Source organism: Acidaminococcus sp. HCP3S3_H5 (assembly GCF_052122235.1).
In the GTDB taxonomy this organism is placed as follows: domain Bacteria; phylum Bacillota; class Negativicutes; order Acidaminococcales; family Acidaminococcaceae; genus Acidaminococcus.
The window spans coordinates 88,417-105,170 of sequence record NZ_JBQKCS010000003.1; the positions used below are offsets into that span (position 1 = coordinate 88,417).

General features: G+C 57.5%; 17 protein-coding genes and 3 tRNA genes. 2 read left to right on the forward strand and 18 right to left on the reverse strand.

What is annotated here, in order from left to right:
- Positions 1-71: 71 nt before the first annotated feature.
- From ACTQY5_RS04490 to ACTQY5_RS04500, 3 genes are all read right to left on the reverse strand, one after another.
- Positions 72-1,148 carry an FkbM family methyltransferase gene (locus tag ACTQY5_RS04490; protein ID WP_441368860.1) on the reverse strand — a complete coding sequence of 359 codons (1,077 nt, stop codon included), beginning with the start codon at positions 1,146-1,148 and terminating at the stop codon, positions 72-74.
- The gene (locus ACTQY5_RS04495) at positions 1,135-2,262 is read right to left on the reverse strand and encodes a M48 family metalloprotease (RefSeq protein ID WP_441368861.1); all 1,128 of its coding nucleotides are present in this window, start codon (positions 2,260-2,262) and stop codon (positions 1,135-1,137) included. The genes ACTQY5_RS04490 and ACTQY5_RS04495 overlap by 14 nt, the downstream gene beginning before the upstream one ends.
- A gap of 508 nt (positions 2,263-2,770) precedes the next feature.
- On the reverse strand, positions 2,771-2,980 hold the full coding sequence (locus ACTQY5_RS04500; RefSeq protein ID WP_022487276.1) for an Ada metal-binding domain-containing protein: 210 nt from the start codon (positions 2,978-2,980) through the stop codon (positions 2,771-2,773).
- A gap of 948 nt (positions 2,981-3,928) precedes the next feature.
- Between ACTQY5_RS04500 and ACTQY5_RS04505 the strand changes: the two genes are divergently transcribed.
- Positions 3,929-5,071, forward strand: a complete 1,143-nt coding sequence (locus tag ACTQY5_RS04505; protein ID WP_302157560.1) for an exonuclease SbcCD subunit D — start codon at positions 3,929-3,931, stop codon at positions 5,069-5,071.
- Entirely contained in the window at positions 5,071-7,344 is a 2,274-nt protein-coding gene (locus ACTQY5_RS04510) for an AAA family ATPase (protein WP_441368862.1), read from the forward strand. Before ACTQY5_RS04505 ends, ACTQY5_RS04510 begins: the two co-directional genes overlap by 1 nt.
- A 35-nt stretch (positions 7,345-7,379) precedes the next feature.
- Here the strand turns inward: ACTQY5_RS04510 and queE are convergent, their stop codons facing one another.
- The 15 genes from queE to ACTQY5_RS04585 form a co-directional block, all read right to left on the reverse strand.
- Positions 7,380-8,036, reverse strand: coding sequence for a putative 7-carboxy-7-deazaguanine synthase QueE (queE, locus tag ACTQY5_RS04515; protein WP_441368863.1), 657 nt, complete (start codon positions 8,034-8,036; stop codon positions 7,380-7,382).
- The gene (locus ACTQY5_RS04520) at positions 8,026-8,352 is read right to left on the reverse strand and encodes a 6-pyruvoyl trahydropterin synthase family protein (protein WP_441368864.1); all 327 of its coding nucleotides are present in this window, start codon (positions 8,350-8,352) and stop codon (positions 8,026-8,028) included. Before ACTQY5_RS04520 ends, queE begins: the two co-directional genes overlap by 11 nt.
- A 2-nt stretch (positions 8,353-8,354) precedes the next feature.
- The gene (gene queC, locus ACTQY5_RS04525; RefSeq protein ID WP_154488651.1) at positions 8,355-9,053 is read right to left on the reverse strand and encodes a 7-cyano-7-deazaguanine synthase QueC; all 699 of its coding nucleotides are present in this window, start codon (positions 9,051-9,053) and stop codon (positions 8,355-8,357) included.
- Entirely contained in the window at positions 9,046-9,516 is a 471-nt protein-coding gene (queF, locus tag ACTQY5_RS04530; protein ID WP_347567399.1) for a preQ(1) synthase, read from the reverse strand. Before queF ends, queC begins: the two co-directional genes overlap by 8 nt.
- 201 nt (positions 9,517-9,717) lie before the next feature.
- Complete coding sequence (locus tag ACTQY5_RS04535) at positions 9,718-10,512, reverse strand: MBL fold metallo-hydrolase (protein ID WP_154488653.1); 795 nt, start codon at positions 10,510-10,512, stop codon at positions 9,718-9,720.
- A 106-nt stretch (positions 10,513-10,618) separates the two neighbouring features.
- Positions 10,619-11,062, reverse strand: coding sequence for an Lrp/AsnC family transcriptional regulator (locus ACTQY5_RS04540; protein ID WP_022487284.1), 444 nt, complete (start codon positions 11,060-11,062; stop codon positions 10,619-10,621).
- Positions 11,063-11,155: 93 nt separating this feature from the next.
- Entirely contained in the window at positions 11,156-11,554 is a 399-nt protein-coding gene (locus tag ACTQY5_RS04545) for a C-GCAxxG-C-C family protein (RefSeq protein WP_441368865.1), read from the reverse strand.
- A 71-nt stretch (positions 11,555-11,625) separates the two neighbouring features.
- Positions 11,626-13,167 carry an AbgT family transporter gene (locus ACTQY5_RS04550; RefSeq protein WP_441368866.1) on the reverse strand — a complete coding sequence of 514 codons (1,542 nt, stop codon included), beginning with the start codon at positions 13,165-13,167 and terminating at the stop codon, positions 11,626-11,628.
- A gap of 170 nt (positions 13,168-13,337) precedes the next feature.
- The gene (locus ACTQY5_RS04555; protein ID WP_441368867.1) at positions 13,338-13,739 is read right to left on the reverse strand and encodes a hypothetical protein; all 402 of its coding nucleotides are present in this window, start codon (positions 13,737-13,739) and stop codon (positions 13,338-13,340) included.
- A gap of 12 nt (positions 13,740-13,751) precedes the next feature.
- The gene (floA, locus tag ACTQY5_RS04560) at positions 13,752-14,750 is read right to left on the reverse strand and encodes a flotillin-like protein FloA (RefSeq protein ID WP_022487288.1); all 999 of its coding nucleotides are present in this window, start codon (positions 14,748-14,750) and stop codon (positions 13,752-13,754) included.
- Positions 14,747-15,217, reverse strand: coding sequence for an NfeD family protein (locus tag ACTQY5_RS04565; protein WP_441368868.1), 471 nt, complete (start codon positions 15,215-15,217; stop codon positions 14,747-14,749). The genes floA and ACTQY5_RS04565 overlap by 4 nt, the downstream gene beginning before the upstream one ends.
- A gap of 211 nt (positions 15,218-15,428) precedes the next feature.
- Positions 15,429-15,504, reverse strand: a tRNA-Val gene (locus ACTQY5_RS04570).
- Between the two features lie 6 nt (positions 15,505-15,510).
- Positions 15,511-15,585: transfer RNA gene (locus tag ACTQY5_RS04575), tRNA-Glu, on the reverse strand.
- 8 nt (positions 15,586-15,593) lie between these two features.
- Positions 15,594-15,669: transfer RNA gene (locus ACTQY5_RS04580), tRNA-Lys, on the reverse strand.
- A gap of 84 nt (positions 15,670-15,753) precedes the next feature.
- Positions 15,754-16,746, reverse strand: a complete 993-nt coding sequence (locus ACTQY5_RS04585) for a glycosyltransferase family 9 protein (protein ID WP_441368916.1) — start codon at positions 16,744-16,746, stop codon at positions 15,754-15,756.
- Positions 16,747-16,754 lie beyond the last annotated feature (8 nt).

Sequence of the window (16,754 nt, forward strand, 5' to 3'; positions counted from 1 at the left end):
GCAACGAAACGGGGCATTTCGCCCCGTTTTTTTCTGTGCATCTTTTTATTTTGTAACATACACCCCAGATTTTACAAAGTCACGAAAAAATTAATCTCCCAGCAGGGTACATAGGGATGGCGGCGGAGATAGATTCTGTACTCCGGCACCAGGTTCCACAGTTCCAGGGGGATCTCCCACAGGTCATCATCGTGGTGATAGCCTGCCAGGAGCATTTTGGGCCGGCAGCGGCGGATCACCCGGGCCCCTCCGGAGAGGGCCTCCTTTTCCACCCCTTCCACATCCATTTTGAGACAGGTCAGGGGCCGGTCCCCCACCAGATCATCCAGACAGGTCACCGGCAGGGTCTTTTTTCCGTTCTGTTCCAGGGCGGACATCCGGCCGCCCCGGGCGGCAAAGAGCAGCTCCGCCGGCTGGGCCCAGATTCCTTCCGGGGATAGGCTGCACCGGCCCAGCTGTTCCGTTTCCACGTATTTCTGGAGCTTGGCGAAGTTCTTCGGATCCGGTTCCACTGCATACAGATGGTCATAATGGCCCCCGGTGAGCTCCAGGAATTCCCGGATGGTGTCCCCGTTGTAGGCTCCCAGGTCCCCGTAGCTTTCCTTATCCGTAAAGGAAAACAGGGTCTCCAGATCCCGGCGCCGGTCCGTGGTCCGGGACAGGTACTCCAGCTTCCCGGTGATTTTGTACCGAAGGATATCCTCCATTACCTGCCGGCTGGCATCATCCGCCAGCTTGCCGTACACCCGATCCAGCACTCCCCGGTTTTCCCGGATCCAGGCCGGAGTCACCAGGTTGGTGTCCCCGAACAGGGGCAGATGGGGGGCATAGGTTTCCTGTTCCTCCCCCAGATGGAAGAACCGCCGGAGGATTTCCGGCCGTTCACTGGCAAAGGCGATGAGAATCACAAAAGACCCCAGTTCTGCCTTCATTTCCTTATAGGTCTTCACTTTGTAGCCCCGGAACTCCTGGCCCCGGACAAATTCATCACTGGCAAAGACCCCGGCCACCGGGATGCCCAGCCGGCCGCAGCGGTCCAGGATGGCATCCGCCCCGTTGCCCATACCGTAGAGCACAATGGGCTTTTGGACCGTCTGGAGATAGTCCCACAGATAGGGTTCCTGATCCAGTGCTTCAAGATTTTTCATGGTTGGTTCCTTCCTTTTCCGCCGCCGGTGCCGGAGGGACCGGCGGAGCTGTTTGGGGAGCCGGCTGCTGCCTGGCGATTTTGGCCCAGGCCTGGAGCCGGGCCGCGATTTTCAGGGCCAGTTCCCCGGTGTTCCCGTTTTCCTGGTTGTCCTGGGGGTAGACCCGGAGCACCCGGATGTCTTCATAATAAACATCCGACCACCGGTCCCCGTCCACGGTCATGAAATGGGATTCATCCAGGTTTCCCCGTTTCCAGGCCAGGTACAGGGCCCCGGCCATAAGCCGTGCCCGGTATTCCGGCTTGTCGTAGCCGGCGGTTTCCGTAATGGGAAAAGACCAGTCCCCCAGACTGACGGCAGCCGTACCGTCGGTCTTCACTGTGACCTTTTCCGGGATTTTCAGGGGCTCCGTCCATTTCAGGGCCTTGGCCATCCGCACTTCCGGTTCCGGATGGGAGGCAAAGAGCCCGTACCCCGGATTCCCCATATCCTTGCTCATATCCTCCAGTTTGGCCATGGTCACATAGGACCCGTAGGGATTGTACCCGGCCAGGTTGGACAGCCGGAAGCCTTCCTGATCCGCCTCCCGTTCGTCCTTCCGGCTGTAGCCGGCCAGCAGGGCCTGGCTGGCCGTGGAGGCCAGCACCATCCCTGCCCCCGGATCACCGGAAACCACCCCTGCCAGCAGGGTCAAGAGGGACAGAGCCATCTGCTGTTCCATCTGATGGACCGTGTGGCGTTTTTCGATATGGCCGATTTCGTGGCCCAGCACCGCTGCCAGTTCGTCGTCACTGGTCATATAATCCAGGAGACCCTTGTACACGTAAATGAAGCCCCCCGGACAGGCCAGGGCGTTCACATCCGGGGTGTTCAGCACCTTGAAGGTATAGGTAAGGCCGGGACGGGTGCCGTTCTGGAGCAGCTTCTGGCCGATCCGGTTCACCCGGTCCTGGATCTCGTCATCCTGGACCAGGCCGTAGTGGTTCTCCAGCTGCTGAGCCACCTGCTGTCCCATTTCGATTTCCTGTTTCTGGCTGATCATGGCCGCCTGGCTCCGGGGCGCCGGCAGCACCATCAAAAGGCAAAAAGCCAGGATTCCAAACAGTCTGCGCATAACAATCCCTCCTGCATCCATATCCTGTTATTATACATGATGGAAGTGAGGGAGGGGTGAAATTTTTATTCCTGGACTGCTAAAATCGCAGGTCCTGTTTTATTGGGTCTCGGATAGGGGTCAAGGTTCTCGAGTCTCGGGCCAATGGACAGAACCAGCACCATACTGAATACAGGAACGGGATAAAAATACAGCACCCTTATTTCGCCGAAGACGCCGTAGGGGAGCGCCGAAGGCAAACCCTTCCCGGCCTCCCGAAGGGCAATTTTTTACCTCTTATACCAAAGTCCCTGGCTGTCCAATGATGGGCAGGAATGATACGTTTCTGCCTCGCCCATGGATCGATAAAATTTTAGATTTTCTTTCCTCCGGAAGACTATCCTCTTTCAAAAAATAAGGAAAGGCCTTCGCTCCTGTCAGTAGCGCATGCTGCCTGAACCTGCAGGATAAAAGCCTTCCTTTTTGGCAAATTCATAAAATTTAATTCGTGCCTAACATTAAAATCTGTTTACGGATAACAAACCTGGCAAGGTACATACCCTTCTTCAATGGCTTCTTCCCGGCTGTCGATTTCAACAAAATTTTCTCGATGCCTGATGGTCCGGCAATTATCATTATGGAATTTCATCGTCCGCGGATTGCCCAGATAGGCCAGTGCCGGTGCAGCCAGACACAGAGTGGATAATAAAGCAACAAGGATCACCAATGCTTTTTTCATAATAACTCCCTCCCCATTCTCTCATTATTTTAAAACGATTGATTCTTTTCAGTCAATCTCAGGATGGTGGTGGCATCGGCGACAGCCAATATTTTGCAGGACCTGCCGACAACAAAGGAGTGATTGGCAGGAGCATTGAACTTATATTTATAGTTTTGTTTCTGTCCGTCCCCTGAAAGGGGCGTAAGCAGGGAGCATCCGCTTTAGCGGATAGCGAGGTCGCTTATGCCGTAGCTGGGGACCATGCGCAGCATGGTGGTGGGGTTCGGCCAGAAGCTTTGTACTTTCTTCCGTTAGAAACTCCTGGCCCCCAGGCCCCCCCCTACCCGTGCAAGCACGGGTCCTTTCCCCCTTTCAGGGGGACACAAGTTGGTAGAGGAATCGGCCTTGCTGGTATTCTGTGTGAGTATACGTCGATTCTTCGGGAGCTGGGAGGGCAGGCCCAGGAGGAGTCGGCGGGACAACATCGGGTGTTGTCGCTCCTGGGGTGGAGCACGCGGGCGATAGGGTCCGGCTTCCTGGTCCGTAGCCGCAGCCTTTGACCGACAGGGCAAGGCGATAGGCTGTGAGCCTCCCGCCAGGGACGAACGGGTCTGCCCTCCCGGCGGAGAGCCCTCACGGGTGGATGAGTATAGAAGTTTTTGCCCTCCAGGCGGCCGGGATGGGTTTGCCTGCGGCGAACCCCTACGCCGTTGCCCCGAAGTATGGTACAAGAAATCGGGCTGCCCGGCGTGCAGCCCCTGCGGTACCGATTTACACGTTCAAAAATTTGCCTGCAAATTTCTCATTCAGCTGGAGACTAGTGACTGGGAGTTCAATCAGGGCGCGCATCCTGCGGCATTGCAGCCATTCGTCTGATTGCCGCCGTTCCATCTCTTCGCTCTTCACTCTGCACTCCCCTTCGTGTTATGATGATAAAAACAACTTTCACGAAAGCGAGGCTTTGCTGTGCGATTTTTACATACTTCTGACTGGCACCTGGGCCGGATCTTCCATGGTCTCCACCTGCTGGAGGACCAGCGGGCCGCCCTGGACCAGATCCTGGACCTGGCCCGGGAATACAAGGTGGATGCCCTTCTGGTGGCCGGGGATGTGTACGACCGGGCCGTCCCTCCCACGGAAGCGGTAAACCTGCTGGACGAAACCCTCCGCCATCTGGTGCTGGATCTGAAGATTCCCACCCTGCTCATTGCCGGCAACCACGACAACCCGGACCGGCTGAACTTTGGCCAGGCCCTTTTTGCCGCCCGGCAGCTGTACATCACCGGACCGGTGGATCCGGATACCCATCCGGTGGTGCTGGAAGATGGGGACGGGCCCGTATACTTTGCTCCCCTCCCCTACTGCGAACCTCTCACCGCCACAGAACTGAGCGGGGAAAAGCAGCCCACCCATGAAGCCGCCCTCCAGTGGCAGGTGGCACGGATTCTCCGGCAGATCCCTACCCGGGCCCGGAAAGTGGCCCTGGCCCATGTGTTCCTCACCGGGGCCCAGACCACCCCGGACAGCGAACGGCCCCTGGCCGCCGGCGGGGCCACCACCGTGAGCATCGACTGCTTCAAAGACTTCCACTATACGGCCCTGGGACATCTCCACGCCTGCCAGAACAACAGTCCCCGGGTCCGGTACTGTGGCTCCCTGCTGAAATATTCCTTTGCAGAAGCCAGCCAGAAAAAAGCCGTCCACATTGTGGACCTGGACGGCAAAGGAGACATTTCCGTGGAAACCGTTCCCCTTAAGGCTCCCCACGAACTGGCGGTACTGAAGGGAGAATTCCGGGACCTGTTGGAGAACCCCCGGACCGATCATCTCCAGGACTATCTCCAGATCCAGCTTACGGACCGGGTGCCCATCCTGGATGCCAAGCACCGGCTGGAACAGGTGTACCCCCAGATCCTCCAGCTGGGCTATGAACGGCTCCAGCCTGTGGAAACAGAAGCAGCCGCCACCGCCCAGCGGAAGGGGCTTTCCACCGACGACCTGTTCCAGGCCTTTTTCCAGGAAGTCCAGGGCCGGGATCTGACAGAGGGAGAAAAAGCCCTGTTCCACCAGATTGCCGATGCCGTGAACCAGGAAGGGAGGAAAGCCTGATGCGCCCGCTGAAACTTGTGATGACCGCCTTCGGTCCCTACGCCAACGAAGAGACCATCGACTTTACCCGGCTGGGAGACAACCGGTTCTTCCTGATCACCGGCCCCACCGGAAGCGGCAAGACCACCATCCTGGATGCCATCACCTTTGCTCTCTATGGCACCCCCAGCGGGGATCTCCGGGACAACCGGTCCCTGCGCAGCGACTATGCCACCCCGGACCGGAAAACAGAAGTCCGGTTCACCTTCCGGAACCGGGACCGGGCGTATGAAGTGACCCGGACCCCGGAACAGGTGCTGAACAAACAGCGGGGAGAAGGAACCCGGACCGTGCCTGCCGGTGCCTCCCTGGTGGAGATTCTCCCGGAAGGGGACCGGAAGGTGCTGGGTACCTCCAACAGCTCCGTGACCCGGGCGGTGGAACAGCTCCTGGGGTTCCAGGCCCGGCAGTTCCGGCAGCTGATGGTGCTGCCCCAGGGAGAATTCCGCCGGTTCCTGGTGGCAGATTCCAAGGAACGGAAAACCATCTTGGAAACCCTGTTCAAGACCGGCCAGTACAGCGCCCTGGAAGAAGCCCTGGACGCCCGTGCCAAGACCCTGAAAAAGGAATATGAGGAATGCCGGCAGAAATACCAGCTGCTGCTGGAAAGTGCCGGTACCAACAATCCTGCCGCCCTGAAGGAACGGATCCAGGAAGAAAAGCAGCAGGCCAAAGCCCTGGAAGCCCAGGCCGCCGAAGCCCAGAAAGCCTCAGCCGCCGCCCTGGAAGCCCTCCAGCAGGCCCAGCAGCTGGCCCACACCTTCCAGCGCTGGCAGGAGGGCCAGAAACGGAAGGAAACCCTGCTCCAGCAGGCACCGGCCATCCAGGAACTCCAACAGAAGCTCCAGTGGCTGGAAGAGGCCCTGAAGCTCCACCCCATCTACGACCGGACCCGGAAGGCCAAGGCCCGGCTGGATGCGGCGGAAGGGCTGCTGGCCCGGGCCCGGGAGACCCTGAAAGCCGCCCAGGAAACCCTCCGGCAGCAGCTGGCTTCCGCCACGGAAACCAACACCCATGCCCTCCAGGAACAGATGGCCCAGGTCCGGGAACAGCTGGCCCGGATGACCGCTGTTTCAGGGGAAACCGTCCGGATGGCCCAGGCCCTTGTTCCCGGGAAGCCCTGCCCGGTGTGCGGTTCCCCGGACCATCCCCACCCTGCCACCCAGACCCGCCAGGCCCAGGAGGAACTGGCCCGGAAGACCCAGGCCATGGAAGCCAAAATCGCCCAGCTGAACCGGAAACAGAAAGCCCTGGAAAAGGCCCAGACGGAAGCGGATCAGGCGGCCGGATCCTGCCAAACCGCTGAAGAAAACCTGGCTGCCGCCCAAAAGGCCTTCGAGGCGGACCGGGAGGCCTACAAGACCGCTCTGGAGCAGTCTCCCTTCCCGGACCAGCATTCTTTTGTGGCCGCCCACAAAGCCCTACCCAGCAAGCCCTTGTGGCAGGAACAGGTGGACCGGTACCGGCAGCAGACGGACAGCCTCCAGGGAGAACTGAAGCTGTTGGGGGACCAGCTGAAGGACAAGACCCCTCCGGACCTGGCACCTCTCCAGGAAGCGGTCCGGCAGACCGGCACCTCTGCCCACACCCTGGCCACCCGGACCGGGGCTCTCCAGGAAACCCTCCGCCGGGAAGAAGCCAGCCTGAAGCAGCTGGAAAAACTGGAAAAGGACCTGTCCCGGCTCCAGGAAGCCTACGGACCCATCGGCCTTCTGGCCTCCACTGCCAAAGGGGACAACAGCCGGAAGCTGACCTTCTCCTCCTTTGTGCTCCAGGCGGTGCTGGACGATGTGCTGGAAACCGCCAACCTGCGGCTGAACAAGATCAGCCAGGGACGGTACAGTCTGTACCGGAGCCAGGACATTGTGGATGCCCGGAAGGAACAGGGGCTGGGACTGGAAATCATGGACGCCTTTACCGGCCAGGCCCGGGCGGTGACCACCCTGTCCGGAGGGGAGATCTTCTTCACCTCCCTGTCCCTGGCCCTGGGGCTGTCCGATGTGCTGGAATCCTACGCCGGAGGCCTGCACCTGGACACCATCCTGGTGGACGAAGGGTTCGGGTCCCTGGATCCGGAAACCCTGGACAGTGCCATCAGCGCCCTGCTGGAACTCCAGAAAGGCGGCCGGCTGGTGGGCATCATCTCCCACGTGGCCGAATTAAAGGAAAGGATTTCCGCCCAGCTGGAAATCATCCCCACCAATCAGGGAAGCACCACCCGGTTCAGGGTGTAAAAAAGGGGCTGTTGCATAAGCAACAGCCCCTTTTTTTACACCCCTCTCATCTCCGGATCCCAGATGATCTTGTGGAGCTGGACCTGGATGCAGACCTGGGCCAGCTTGTGGTCCCGGACGAATTCCACCAGTTCTTTGGGCTCAATGGCTCCGTACACCGGAGATACATACACCTGGCTCCGGAGGGTGTACTCCCGGAGCACCCGGTCCATGTCCTCCAAATCTTCCCGGCTGCCCACCACGAACTTCACCACATCGTCTCCGGTGAGCCGGGTGAGGTTTTCCATCCGCATCCGTCCCCGCATCCCGGAAGAAGGAGATTTCACGTCCATGGTGTAGAACAGGCCCTTGGGCCGTTCCTCCAGCAGGGGGACCGCCCCGTTGGTCTCGATGTTCACTTCATACCCTTCCCGGGAAAGGGCCCGGCACAGGCCATCCAGCGGCTGGAGCAGCGGTTCTCCCCCGGTGAGGGTCACCTTTTTCCAGGGATAGCTGCGGATCCGTTCCAGCAGTTCCCCTTCCGTCAGGTGATCCCGGGCATTGGACCGTTCCAGGGCATAGCCGGTGTCGCAGTAGCTGCACCGGAGGTTGCATCCGGCGAACCGGACAAACACAGCCATATAGCCGGTGCGCTTCCCCTCCCCTTCAATGGAGTCGAACAGCTCCACCACAGGAAATGTTTCAGTCTTCATAAATGGCCACGTTCCCTTCCGATTCCTGGACGGAGACCCGTGTGCAGAAGGGGATCTGATCGTGGATCCATTTGGCAATATTTTCCGCCGTAGGATTGGTCTTCACAATATCATTGATGAAGACATGGTCCAGCTGCATCACCACGTCCTTGATGTGGGTGAAATCCACCACCATGCCGTTTTCGTCCAGGGTTTCCCGCTGGCAGGTCACGTCGATGATCCAGTTGTGCCCGTGGAGATGGGTGCATTTGCTTTTATAAGGAAGCTGGAGACAGTGGGCTCCGCTGACTTCCATCCGTTTGGTTACCGTATACATGATCAATCCTCCAGTGCCGGGTCTTTGACCCCGTTGGCGGCAAAAGCCCGTGCCCGGTCGATGCAGGTACCGCAGGTGCCGCAGGGTTTGTCCCCGCCTTCATAGCAGCTCCAGGTCAGTTCATAGGGGGTGTGGAGCTCCAGTCCCCGTTTCACCACGCCGGCCTTGCTGCAGCTGGCAAAAGGCGCCACAATATGGCACTGGCTGTACGTACCCAGAGAAATGGCCCGTCCCATGGCGTCCAGGAAGGCTTCGCTGCAGTCTGCATAGGCGTTGCCGGCCGCATCATCTGCATGGGCTCCGATGAAAATGGATACATCATCCTTTTCGTAGATGCTCATGGCCAGGCTGGCCACTGCAGAAAGCATGAGCCCGTTCCGGAAGGGCACATAGGTGGATACCTTTCCTTCTCCATTTTCCGCGATCTGCTGTTCGTAGCTTTTGTGGACGATCTTTTCCGTGGAATGGTCCAACAGGGAACAGTTGGAATACTGGAAGATCCTGGACAGGTCCAGCTCGTAATGAGGCAGGCCGTAGTAGTCCGCCACCTTCCGGGCGCATTCCAGTTCCTTCCGGTGTTTCTGGCCGTAAAAAATGGATACAGTGGACACATTTCCTTTGCCGAATTCTTCCACTGCCACAGAGACGCAGGTGGTGGAATCCACCCCGCCGCTGGACAGCACCAGTGCTTTCTTATTCATGGACAAAGGCCTCCATTCTCCGCTGGGCCATGTCTTTGTATTCCGGCTGATAATACACGGCAAAGGGCAGGATGCTGATGCCGCCCCGGGGATTGAAATAGCCGGCCACTTCCAGATATTTGGGCTGGAGCAGGTTCACCAGGTCGTTTTTGATGATGTTCACACAGTCCTCATGGAAATCCCCGTTGTTCCGGAAAGAAAACAGGTACAGTTTCAGGGATTTGCTTTCCACCAGCTTATGGTCCGGGATGTAGCTGATCACGATCCGGCCGAAATCCGGCTGGCCGGTTTTGGGACAGAGGCTGGTAAATTCCGGGCAATTCAACTTCACCATGTAGGGAGCCTCTTCATGTTTGTTGGGGAAACATTCCAGCACTTCCGGCGCATAGGTATTCTGGTACACCGTATGGCCGCTGCCCAGTTCGGTGACCCCCTGCAGTTCTTCTTTTGTTCTCATGGTCATTCCTCCAAAAAGTACAGTTTTGGAAAACCCGCAGTCGAAAAAAACAGTTCCGAGCGGACTCACAAAATTAAATTATACCGTATACGGGACAGAAAGGGAAGAGTGCAGAGCGAAGAGAGGAACCGTAGGGGCCGCAGGCCCGGCGGCCCGCTCCAGAAATCACCAAACGCACAGAGGGGCCCCAGGCCCGGGGGCTGCCACTCAAAACAAAACCGTTTCTCCATCCTGTGGCATAACATAATTGGTGACTCCTCTTCCGGCCAACCTGCCTTTCATGTCATAGCGGGTCAAAGAAGCATGAGCCACATTGTCCATATGGGTTATAAAGATTGTTGCCCTGGGTACGGTCCGGGCCACACACTCCACATCCTCATCATTCATGATCAGCCGGCCAAATCCCACAAGCTCTGCTGCACAGGCGTTGACTGTAACCACTTCCGGAGAATAAGCTTCCAGCGTTTGCTTCACGCCAGGATACCATACAGTGTCTCCGCTCACATACAATGTTTTTTCTCCCTGGGCCTGAAAAACCACGCCCATGGCATTGCCGCAGGAGACCATAGTTCCATGTTTGGCCGGCACTTTGGTCAGCGTTACATTTTTCCACACGGTCCCTTCTGCAGAGAGCACCTGTACTCTTTGGAACCCGGATTTCCGGAATACGGCCGCATCTGTTTCGTTTTGGACGAATACGGGAACAGTCTTGTCCAAAAATTTTCCTACCGTACCATCTGCCGCCACATCAATGTGATCTGGATGGATATGGGTAACGATATAAGCATCCACTCCTTCCCTGATTTTTTCTCTGGACAGGGGCAAGCCGTAAAAAGGCATGGGCAGCACCATTTTTACCGGGTCCGGGACCTGGTAGTTTTCTAGGGTAATGTCGTCAAAGGATCCCATGCTCCCTTTGTCAGCTAACCATGGATCTAGAAGAAAGGTCACTCCTCCGAATTTGATTTTATTGGTTGCGTTGCGAATCTGCTGGATTTCCATTGCATTTTCCTCCTTGATACTTTGGCTGTATGAGAAAATTATAAAAAAAAAGGAAATCCCGCTCCATGGAAAAAAACAAGTCTTTTCTTGTCCGGAGTTGAAAAATTCAAGTTTCCGGCAGTTCCAGGTTCTTTAGCACCATATCAACCGTACAAATGCCATATTTTTGAAGCTGCACCAGAATTCTTTCCTGTTCTTCCACCGACTGAAAAAACATGTCCAGAACATAAACCTGACGTCCAGTAATCTGATAACAATGGAGTACTTGACAACCGCATTGAGCCAAGAATACTACCAAAGGAGTCTTTTGCGGTATCCCTGCTTCCAGGCGGATCAGGGAATGAAGCGGATAACCATAGACAGGACAATTTACATTGACCGTATACTGTTGGATGATTCCTTTGTCCTCCAGCTTTTCAATGCGATTTTTTACGGCTTGCCCGGAAAGATGGACTTTTTCACCCAATTCCTGCAGCGTAATCCTTCCCTGATGACGCAAAATATGGATGATTTGTTCATCGACCTGGTCCACTTTATTCTTTTTATCCAATTTTGCCCTCCTTATCCTGTGTTGACAAGTGGGGAGTTATCCACTTTTTCGTGGATAACTCCCCGCTTTATCAACATTTTCCCCTTTGGTTCCTCAGCCCAGGTGTTTTTCCAGTCCCAGGACGGCCAGCCGTACGCAGTCGTCGCAGGAACAGAGCATCTTCCCGGTGCCCACGCCTTTCAGGTCCCGGCAGATGGTGGCGCCGGCTTTTTCTTTGAACTCCTGGAGGATTTCGTTCATCACCGTCTTGGCCGGCTTGCCGCTTTTGTCCAGCAGCCCCAGCACCACAGCGGCCCCGGTGAGGGCACCGCAGGTGGCGTCCATGCCTCCCATGCCTCCCCCGAAGGCGGACCCCAGGGCCCGGAGTTCTTCGGTGGATTTGCCCAGTTTGTCCTGGTAAGCCAGGAGCACGGCCTGGGCACAGTTGGTATGCACATCAGTGCTGTGTTTCAGTTCTGCGGCCTTTTCCGCCCCCTTGGATGTTTCGATCATCGTATAGAATGCTCCCCTCATGAAACTATTGTCTTTATTATACGTGCTGCCGTCCAAAGAAACAACCGGGTTTACAAAATTCCCGCCGGCAGATGGACAGTTACACCCGGTCCCAGAGGGATATCCAGGGCAACCCACACCAGCATGAACAGGATCCACACCACCTGGAGCACCGCCGCCAGAGGAATCAGGTTGGAGATGAAAGTCCCTACCGTGCAGTCCGGATCATATTTTTCCTGGGCCACGCTGAGCATCATCCACAGATAAGGCATCATGGGAGTCACACTGTTCCCCGGGGAATCCCCCAGCCGGTACAGCAGCTGGGCAAAAGCCGGATGGTACCCCAGCAGCATGAACATGGGCACGAAGATAGGAGCAAAGATGGCCCATTTGGCGGATCCGGAAGACATGAAGATGTTCACGAAGGCACAGACCAGCACAAAGGTCACGCACAAAGGCAGGCCTGTAAATCCCATGCTCTGGAGGAAATCTGCTCCGCCGATGGCCAGCAGTGTCCCCATTTTGCTCCAGTTGAACAGTCCCTGGAACTGGCCGCAGAAGAAGCAGAACACCACATAGGACCCCATGTGAGACATCTGCTTCACCATGGCCCCGTTGATATCTTTTACAGTCTTGAACTTGCCGGTGGTCATCCCATAGGCGATCCCGGCAAAACTCATCAGGAAGAACAGGATGGGGATCAGCCCCTTCAGCAGCAGGGAACCCACCAGGGTATGGCCGTCCTTGGACAGGATGCCGGTGAAAAAGCCAACGGCGATGATGGCAATGTACACCAGGCTCACCCAGCCGGCCCGGCGGAGCCCCTTTGTTTCCGTTTCCGTCAGGTCCTGGACCGCTTCCAGTTCTTTGGCTTCATACTTCCCGAACCGGGGTTCGATAAGATGCTTGGAGGTGTACCCCAGCACCAGGGCCACCAGGAAGGTGGAAGCCACCATAAAGTACCAGTTGCAGGTGACGTCCACGGCGTAGACCCCTTTGCCCAGGAATCCGTCCAGGGCCTGGTTGGTAAGCCCCTGCATCAGGGTATCAGTGCCGGCGATCATCAGGTTGGCAGTAAAGCCGGCGTTGGCTCCGGCGTATCCTACGATCATCCCCACCAGAGGGTTCTTCCCCACCCCGATGTACACCAGGGCCGCCAGAGGGGGAATCACCACGGAAGCCGTATCCGAGGCAATGTTCCCCATGGTGCCCACAAAGGCAATCAGGTAGGGCACCACTCCCGGGGGCACGTTCTTCATGCTCCGCCGGAGCAGGCTTACCAACAGGCCGCTTTCCTCACAGAAACCGATGGCCAGGGTCATGGTGATCACAAGGCCCAGAGGGGCGAACCCGGAGAAGTTCTTCACCATGTTGCTCAAAAGCCAGTTGATCCCCTCTTTGGTAAACAGATTCTGGGCCATGACCGCCTTGCCGTTGGCCGGGTTCACCAGGCTCATTCCGGAAGCAGAAAGAGCCGCTCCGGCCAAAGCTGTAATGACAAACAGAATGCAGAACAAAATGGCCGGAGGGGGCAGTTTGTCACAGACCTTCTCCACTCCGTTCAAAAACCGGTCCACCCAGCTGCCCCGGGCCTGCTGCGTTTCTTCCTTCATCTTATCCCTTCCTTTTCCTGTAACTGTGTCAAACGTACCCGTAGGGGCTGCACGCCGGGCAGCCCGCCCATTCACCATTTGTCCTGACATCCTGCGGGACAACCGGCCTGCGCCCCTACGGTTTATGTTTTACTTATATATTTTATAATTATAGCCTAAGCTCCCCCACTTCAAAAGCCCCTTTTTTCTCTCTGTTCCCGGGCCCAGCTCTTTTTGCTTCGGGGTTCCCCCAGTACCAGGGACCAGAGCATCCCCTGGCGCAGGTCCCCGGAAAGCACCGGGTGACCGGAAGGTCTGGCCTGGCGCTCCCGGCTTTCCACCACCTGGGGAGCCACTGTGGGCTTCAGGTCCCGGATTTCTTCCACCAGGTCACTGCGTACGGGCTTTACCGTAGGCTGGAGGGACGGCTCTTTTTGGGCAGGAGCCTGAGCCTCCTCACAGACGAAAGGTCCCGGATCCGGTTTCCGGACCGATTGGGAGGACTTTTTCAGGGGCCGTTTCTTTTTTCTCAGCAGCTGGCTTCCCAGAAGGAACAAAATCCACACCAGGAACAGCAGCAAATCGCTTTTCATAGGCCCCTCCCGTTATTTTTCCGGTTTCCGGGTGGGCGGCAGTTCTTCCTGGCCGCCAGCCACCAGGCTTTCCCGCATTTTGGTGTCCGCCAGCAGGTTCTTCATCTGATAGTAGTCCATGACCCCCAGATGGCCTTCCCGGAGTGCCTGGGCCAGGGCTTCCGGCACCTGAGCCTGGGCTTCCACCACTTTCGCCTGCATTTCCTGGGTGTAGGCCCGCATTTCCTGCTCCTTGGCCACAGCCATGGCCCGGCGTTCTTCGGCCTTGGCCTGGGCGATGTTCTTGTCCGCTTCCGCCTGGTCCGTCATCAGCTGGGCCCCAATGTTCCGTCCCACGTCCACATCGGCGATATCAATGGAGAGGATTTCAAAAGCTGAGCCGGCATCCAGTCCCTTGCTCAGCACGGTCCGGGAAATGTGGTCCGGGTTCTCCAGCACATCCGTGTGTTCTTCCGAAGACCCCACGGTGGTGACGATGCCTTCGCCCACCCGGGCAATGATGGTGCTTTCCCCGGCGCCCCCCACCAGCCGGTCGATGTTGGCCCGGACAGTGACCCGAGCCCGGACCTTCAGCTCGATGCCGTTCTTGGCCACGGCAGAAATCAGCGGGGTCTCGATAACCTTGGGATTGACGCTCATCTGGACCGCTTCCAGTACGTCACGGCCGGCCAGGTCGATGGCCGCCGCCCGTTCAAAAGTCAGAGGGATGGCCGCCCGTTCCGCGGCGATCAGGGCATCCACCACCCGGTCCACATCCCCCCCGGCCAGATAATGGGCTTCCAGCTGGTCCACGTTCACATCCAGGCCGGCCTTGTTGGCCTTCACCAGAGGCAGGATGATCTTGGAAGGGATCACCCGGCGGAGCCGCATGCCCACCAGGGTGAAGATGTGCACGTTGACCCCGGCGGCCATGGCGGAAATCCACAGGCCCAGAGGAACAAAGTGCAGGAACAGGACAATGATGACCAGGATGGCCACCAGGAATACGGTACTGCCTAAAATTGCAATCATGGGTTTTCCTCCTTCCGGACTACGGTCCGGCCTCCGGTGGCTGCCACCACACGGATGGCCGTCCCCGGTTCATAAAATTCCCCTTCGGTGATCACATCTACCAGTTCCCCATCGATCAGGGCCCGTCCGGAAGGACGGAGCACCGTCTGGGCCACACCGGTTTTGCCCACCAGGTCCTTCCGGTCTTCGTTGCCCGTATAGCCCTGGGCAGCGGTGGACCGGAGATGGAGGGTCACCTGCCGGCCCAGCCAGCTTTTGGGTCCCCGGCGGACCACCCAGAACCCCAGCACCGCCAGCCCCAGCAGAATACCGCCCACTAGGGCCGCCGCCTGGGCCGTGGCCCCCAGAAAGAAATACAATGCCCCCAACAGGCACAGGATGCCGGTGATGCCGAACAGGCCAAAGCCGGGAATGAACCCCTCCACAAGCAGCAGCACCACACCCAGAAACAAAAGCTGCAGTTCCATAGGGACCTCCTTTCCTCAGGATAAAAAGGGATTGGTAAGTATTATTCGAGATAAAAGGGGAAATCCCTGCTTATTGAGAGGTTTGGTGGTTGATCAATCTCCGCAGGGCGCGCACCAGGGGTTGCCCTGCAATCCCGCCCGGTGCGCCCGCTCCCTCAAAAAACGCAATAAAAAAGACGATACAGCGTTACGCATGTATCGTCTTCTTTTGTGGTGGGCGCTAACAGGATCGAACTGCTGACATTCTGCTTGTAAGGCAGACGCTCTCCCAGCTGAGCTAAGCGCCCATAAGTTGGTGACCGGAGAGGGAATCGAACCCTCGATACCGCCGTGAAAGGGCGGTGTCTTAACCGCTTGACCATCCGGCCAAAAAAAATGGTGATCCGCCAGAGGATCGAACTCTGGACACCCTGATTAAGAGTCAGGTGCTCTACCAGCTGAGCTAGCGGACCATCATGTCTTTGGTTTTCTCAACCGCTGACTTTGTTAGTATACAAGATAATACGAAATTTTGCAAGCCCTTTTTGAAAAAAACTTCATTTTTTTTCTTTCAGCCAGTGATGGGCCGCTTTCAGCACCTGTTTCACCGTGAGATCCCGCATGCACCGCATGTCGTCACAGTGGTGTTTCATCCCCTTCTGGCACCCGTCACAGGGTGGATTGGCCCGGACAATGGTGGCCCGTTTCGTATAGGGTCCGTACAGTTCCGGGTGGCTGGGGCCGTACATGGCCACAATGGGCACCTTCTGGCTGATGGCCACGTGCATGGGGCCGCTGTCGTTGGTGATGATCAGGCTGCACCGGCTCATGGCCGCCGCCAGTTCTCCCAGGGAGAATTTCCCAGTGGCCACCATGGGTTTGCTTTTCATGAAAGACACTGCCTCCCGGACCATATCCTCGTCCATGGACCCTCCGAAGAACACCGTCCGGTATCCTTCTTTGGCCAGGGTATCCGCCACCTGGGCAAACCGTTCCGGGGCCCACCGTTTGGTGACCACCGCACTGCCGATGTTGAACCCCACCACTTTTTCTCCCGGCTTCAGGTCCTGGGCCGCCCAGTAGGCCTCTGCCGCCTGTTTGTGCTCCGGTCCCGGGAACACTTCCAGACCGTTGTTTCGAAGGTCCTCCACCCCGATCCGCTTCAGCACGTCCAGGTACATGTCCGCTGCATGGATGGTCCGATTCAGCTTCAGCCAGGGATGGAAGAACCCCCGGAACAGGAAATGGGACGCTCCCACCTTTTCCGGCACCACAGCCATGGCATCGATGAAGGAGCACCGTTCGTTGGGGTGCAGGTTGATCAAAAGATCGAAATGGGCGTCGGTGATCCGCCGGCTCATGGCCCACAGGGCCCGGAGGTTGTTGTCCTTCCCCTTTTTGTCGATGGTCCACACATGGTCGATGTTGGGATTGTATTCCACGATTTCCTTCAGCTTCTCATCCACCAGATAGGTGATGTCCGCTCCAGGCGCCGCCTGGCGCAGAGCATGGAGGAAGGGGGTGGTAAGCACCAGATCCCCCAGATGCATCAGGAAGG

Coding starts and splice junctions, on each gene's coding strand:
- ACTQY5_RS04490 (WP_441368860.1), bottom strand. CDS start 1,148: ATGAAAAATCTTGAAGCACTGGATCAGGAACCCTATCTGTGGGACTAT.
- ACTQY5_RS04495 (WP_441368861.1), bottom strand. CDS start 2,262: ATGCGCAGACTGTTTGGAATCCTGGCTTTTTGCCTTTTGATGGTGCTG.
- ACTQY5_RS04500 (WP_022487276.1), bottom strand. CDS start 2,980: ATGAAAAAAGCATTGGTGATCCTTGTTGCTTTATTATCCACTCTGTGT.
- ACTQY5_RS04510 (WP_441368862.1), top strand. CDS start 5,071: ATGCGCCCGCTGAAACTTGTGATGACCGCCTTCGGTCCCTACGCCAAC.
- queE (WP_441368863.1), bottom strand. CDS start 8,036: ATGAAGACTGAAACATTTCCTGTGGTGGAGCTGTTCGACTCCATTGAA.
- ACTQY5_RS04520 (WP_441368864.1), bottom strand. CDS start 8,352: ATGTATACGGTAACCAAACGGATGGAAGTCAGCGGAGCCCACTGTCTC.
- queC (WP_154488651.1), bottom strand. CDS start 9,053: ATGAATAAGAAAGCACTGGTGCTGTCCAGCGGCGGGGTGGATTCCACC.
- queF (WP_347567399.1), bottom strand. CDS start 9,516: ATGACCATGAGAACAAAAGAAGAACTGCAGGGGGTCACCGAACTGGGC.
- ACTQY5_RS04535 (WP_154488653.1), bottom strand. CDS start 10,512: ATGGAAATCCAGCAGATTCGCAACGCAACCAATAAAATCAAATTCGGA.
- ACTQY5_RS04545 (WP_441368865.1), bottom strand. CDS start 11,554: ATGATCGAAACATCCAAGGGGGCGGAAAAGGCCGCAGAACTGAAACAC.
- ACTQY5_RS04550 (WP_441368866.1), bottom strand. CDS start 13,167: ATGAAGGAAGAAACGCAGCAGGCCCGGGGCAGCTGGGTGGACCGGTTT.
- ACTQY5_RS04555 (WP_441368867.1), bottom strand. CDS start 13,739: ATGAAAAGCGATTTGCTGCTGTTCCTGGTGTGGATTTTGTTCCTTCTG.
- floA (WP_022487288.1), bottom strand. CDS start 14,750: ATGATTGCAATTTTAGGCAGTACCGTATTCCTGGTGGCCATCCTGGTC.
- ACTQY5_RS04565 (WP_441368868.1), bottom strand. CDS start 15,217: ATGGAACTGCAGCTTTTGTTTCTGGGTGTGGTGCTGCTGCTTGTGGAG.
- ACTQY5_RS04585 (WP_441368916.1), bottom strand. CDS start 16,746: ATGCATCTGGGGGATCTGGTGCTTACCACCCCCTTCCTCCATGCTCTG.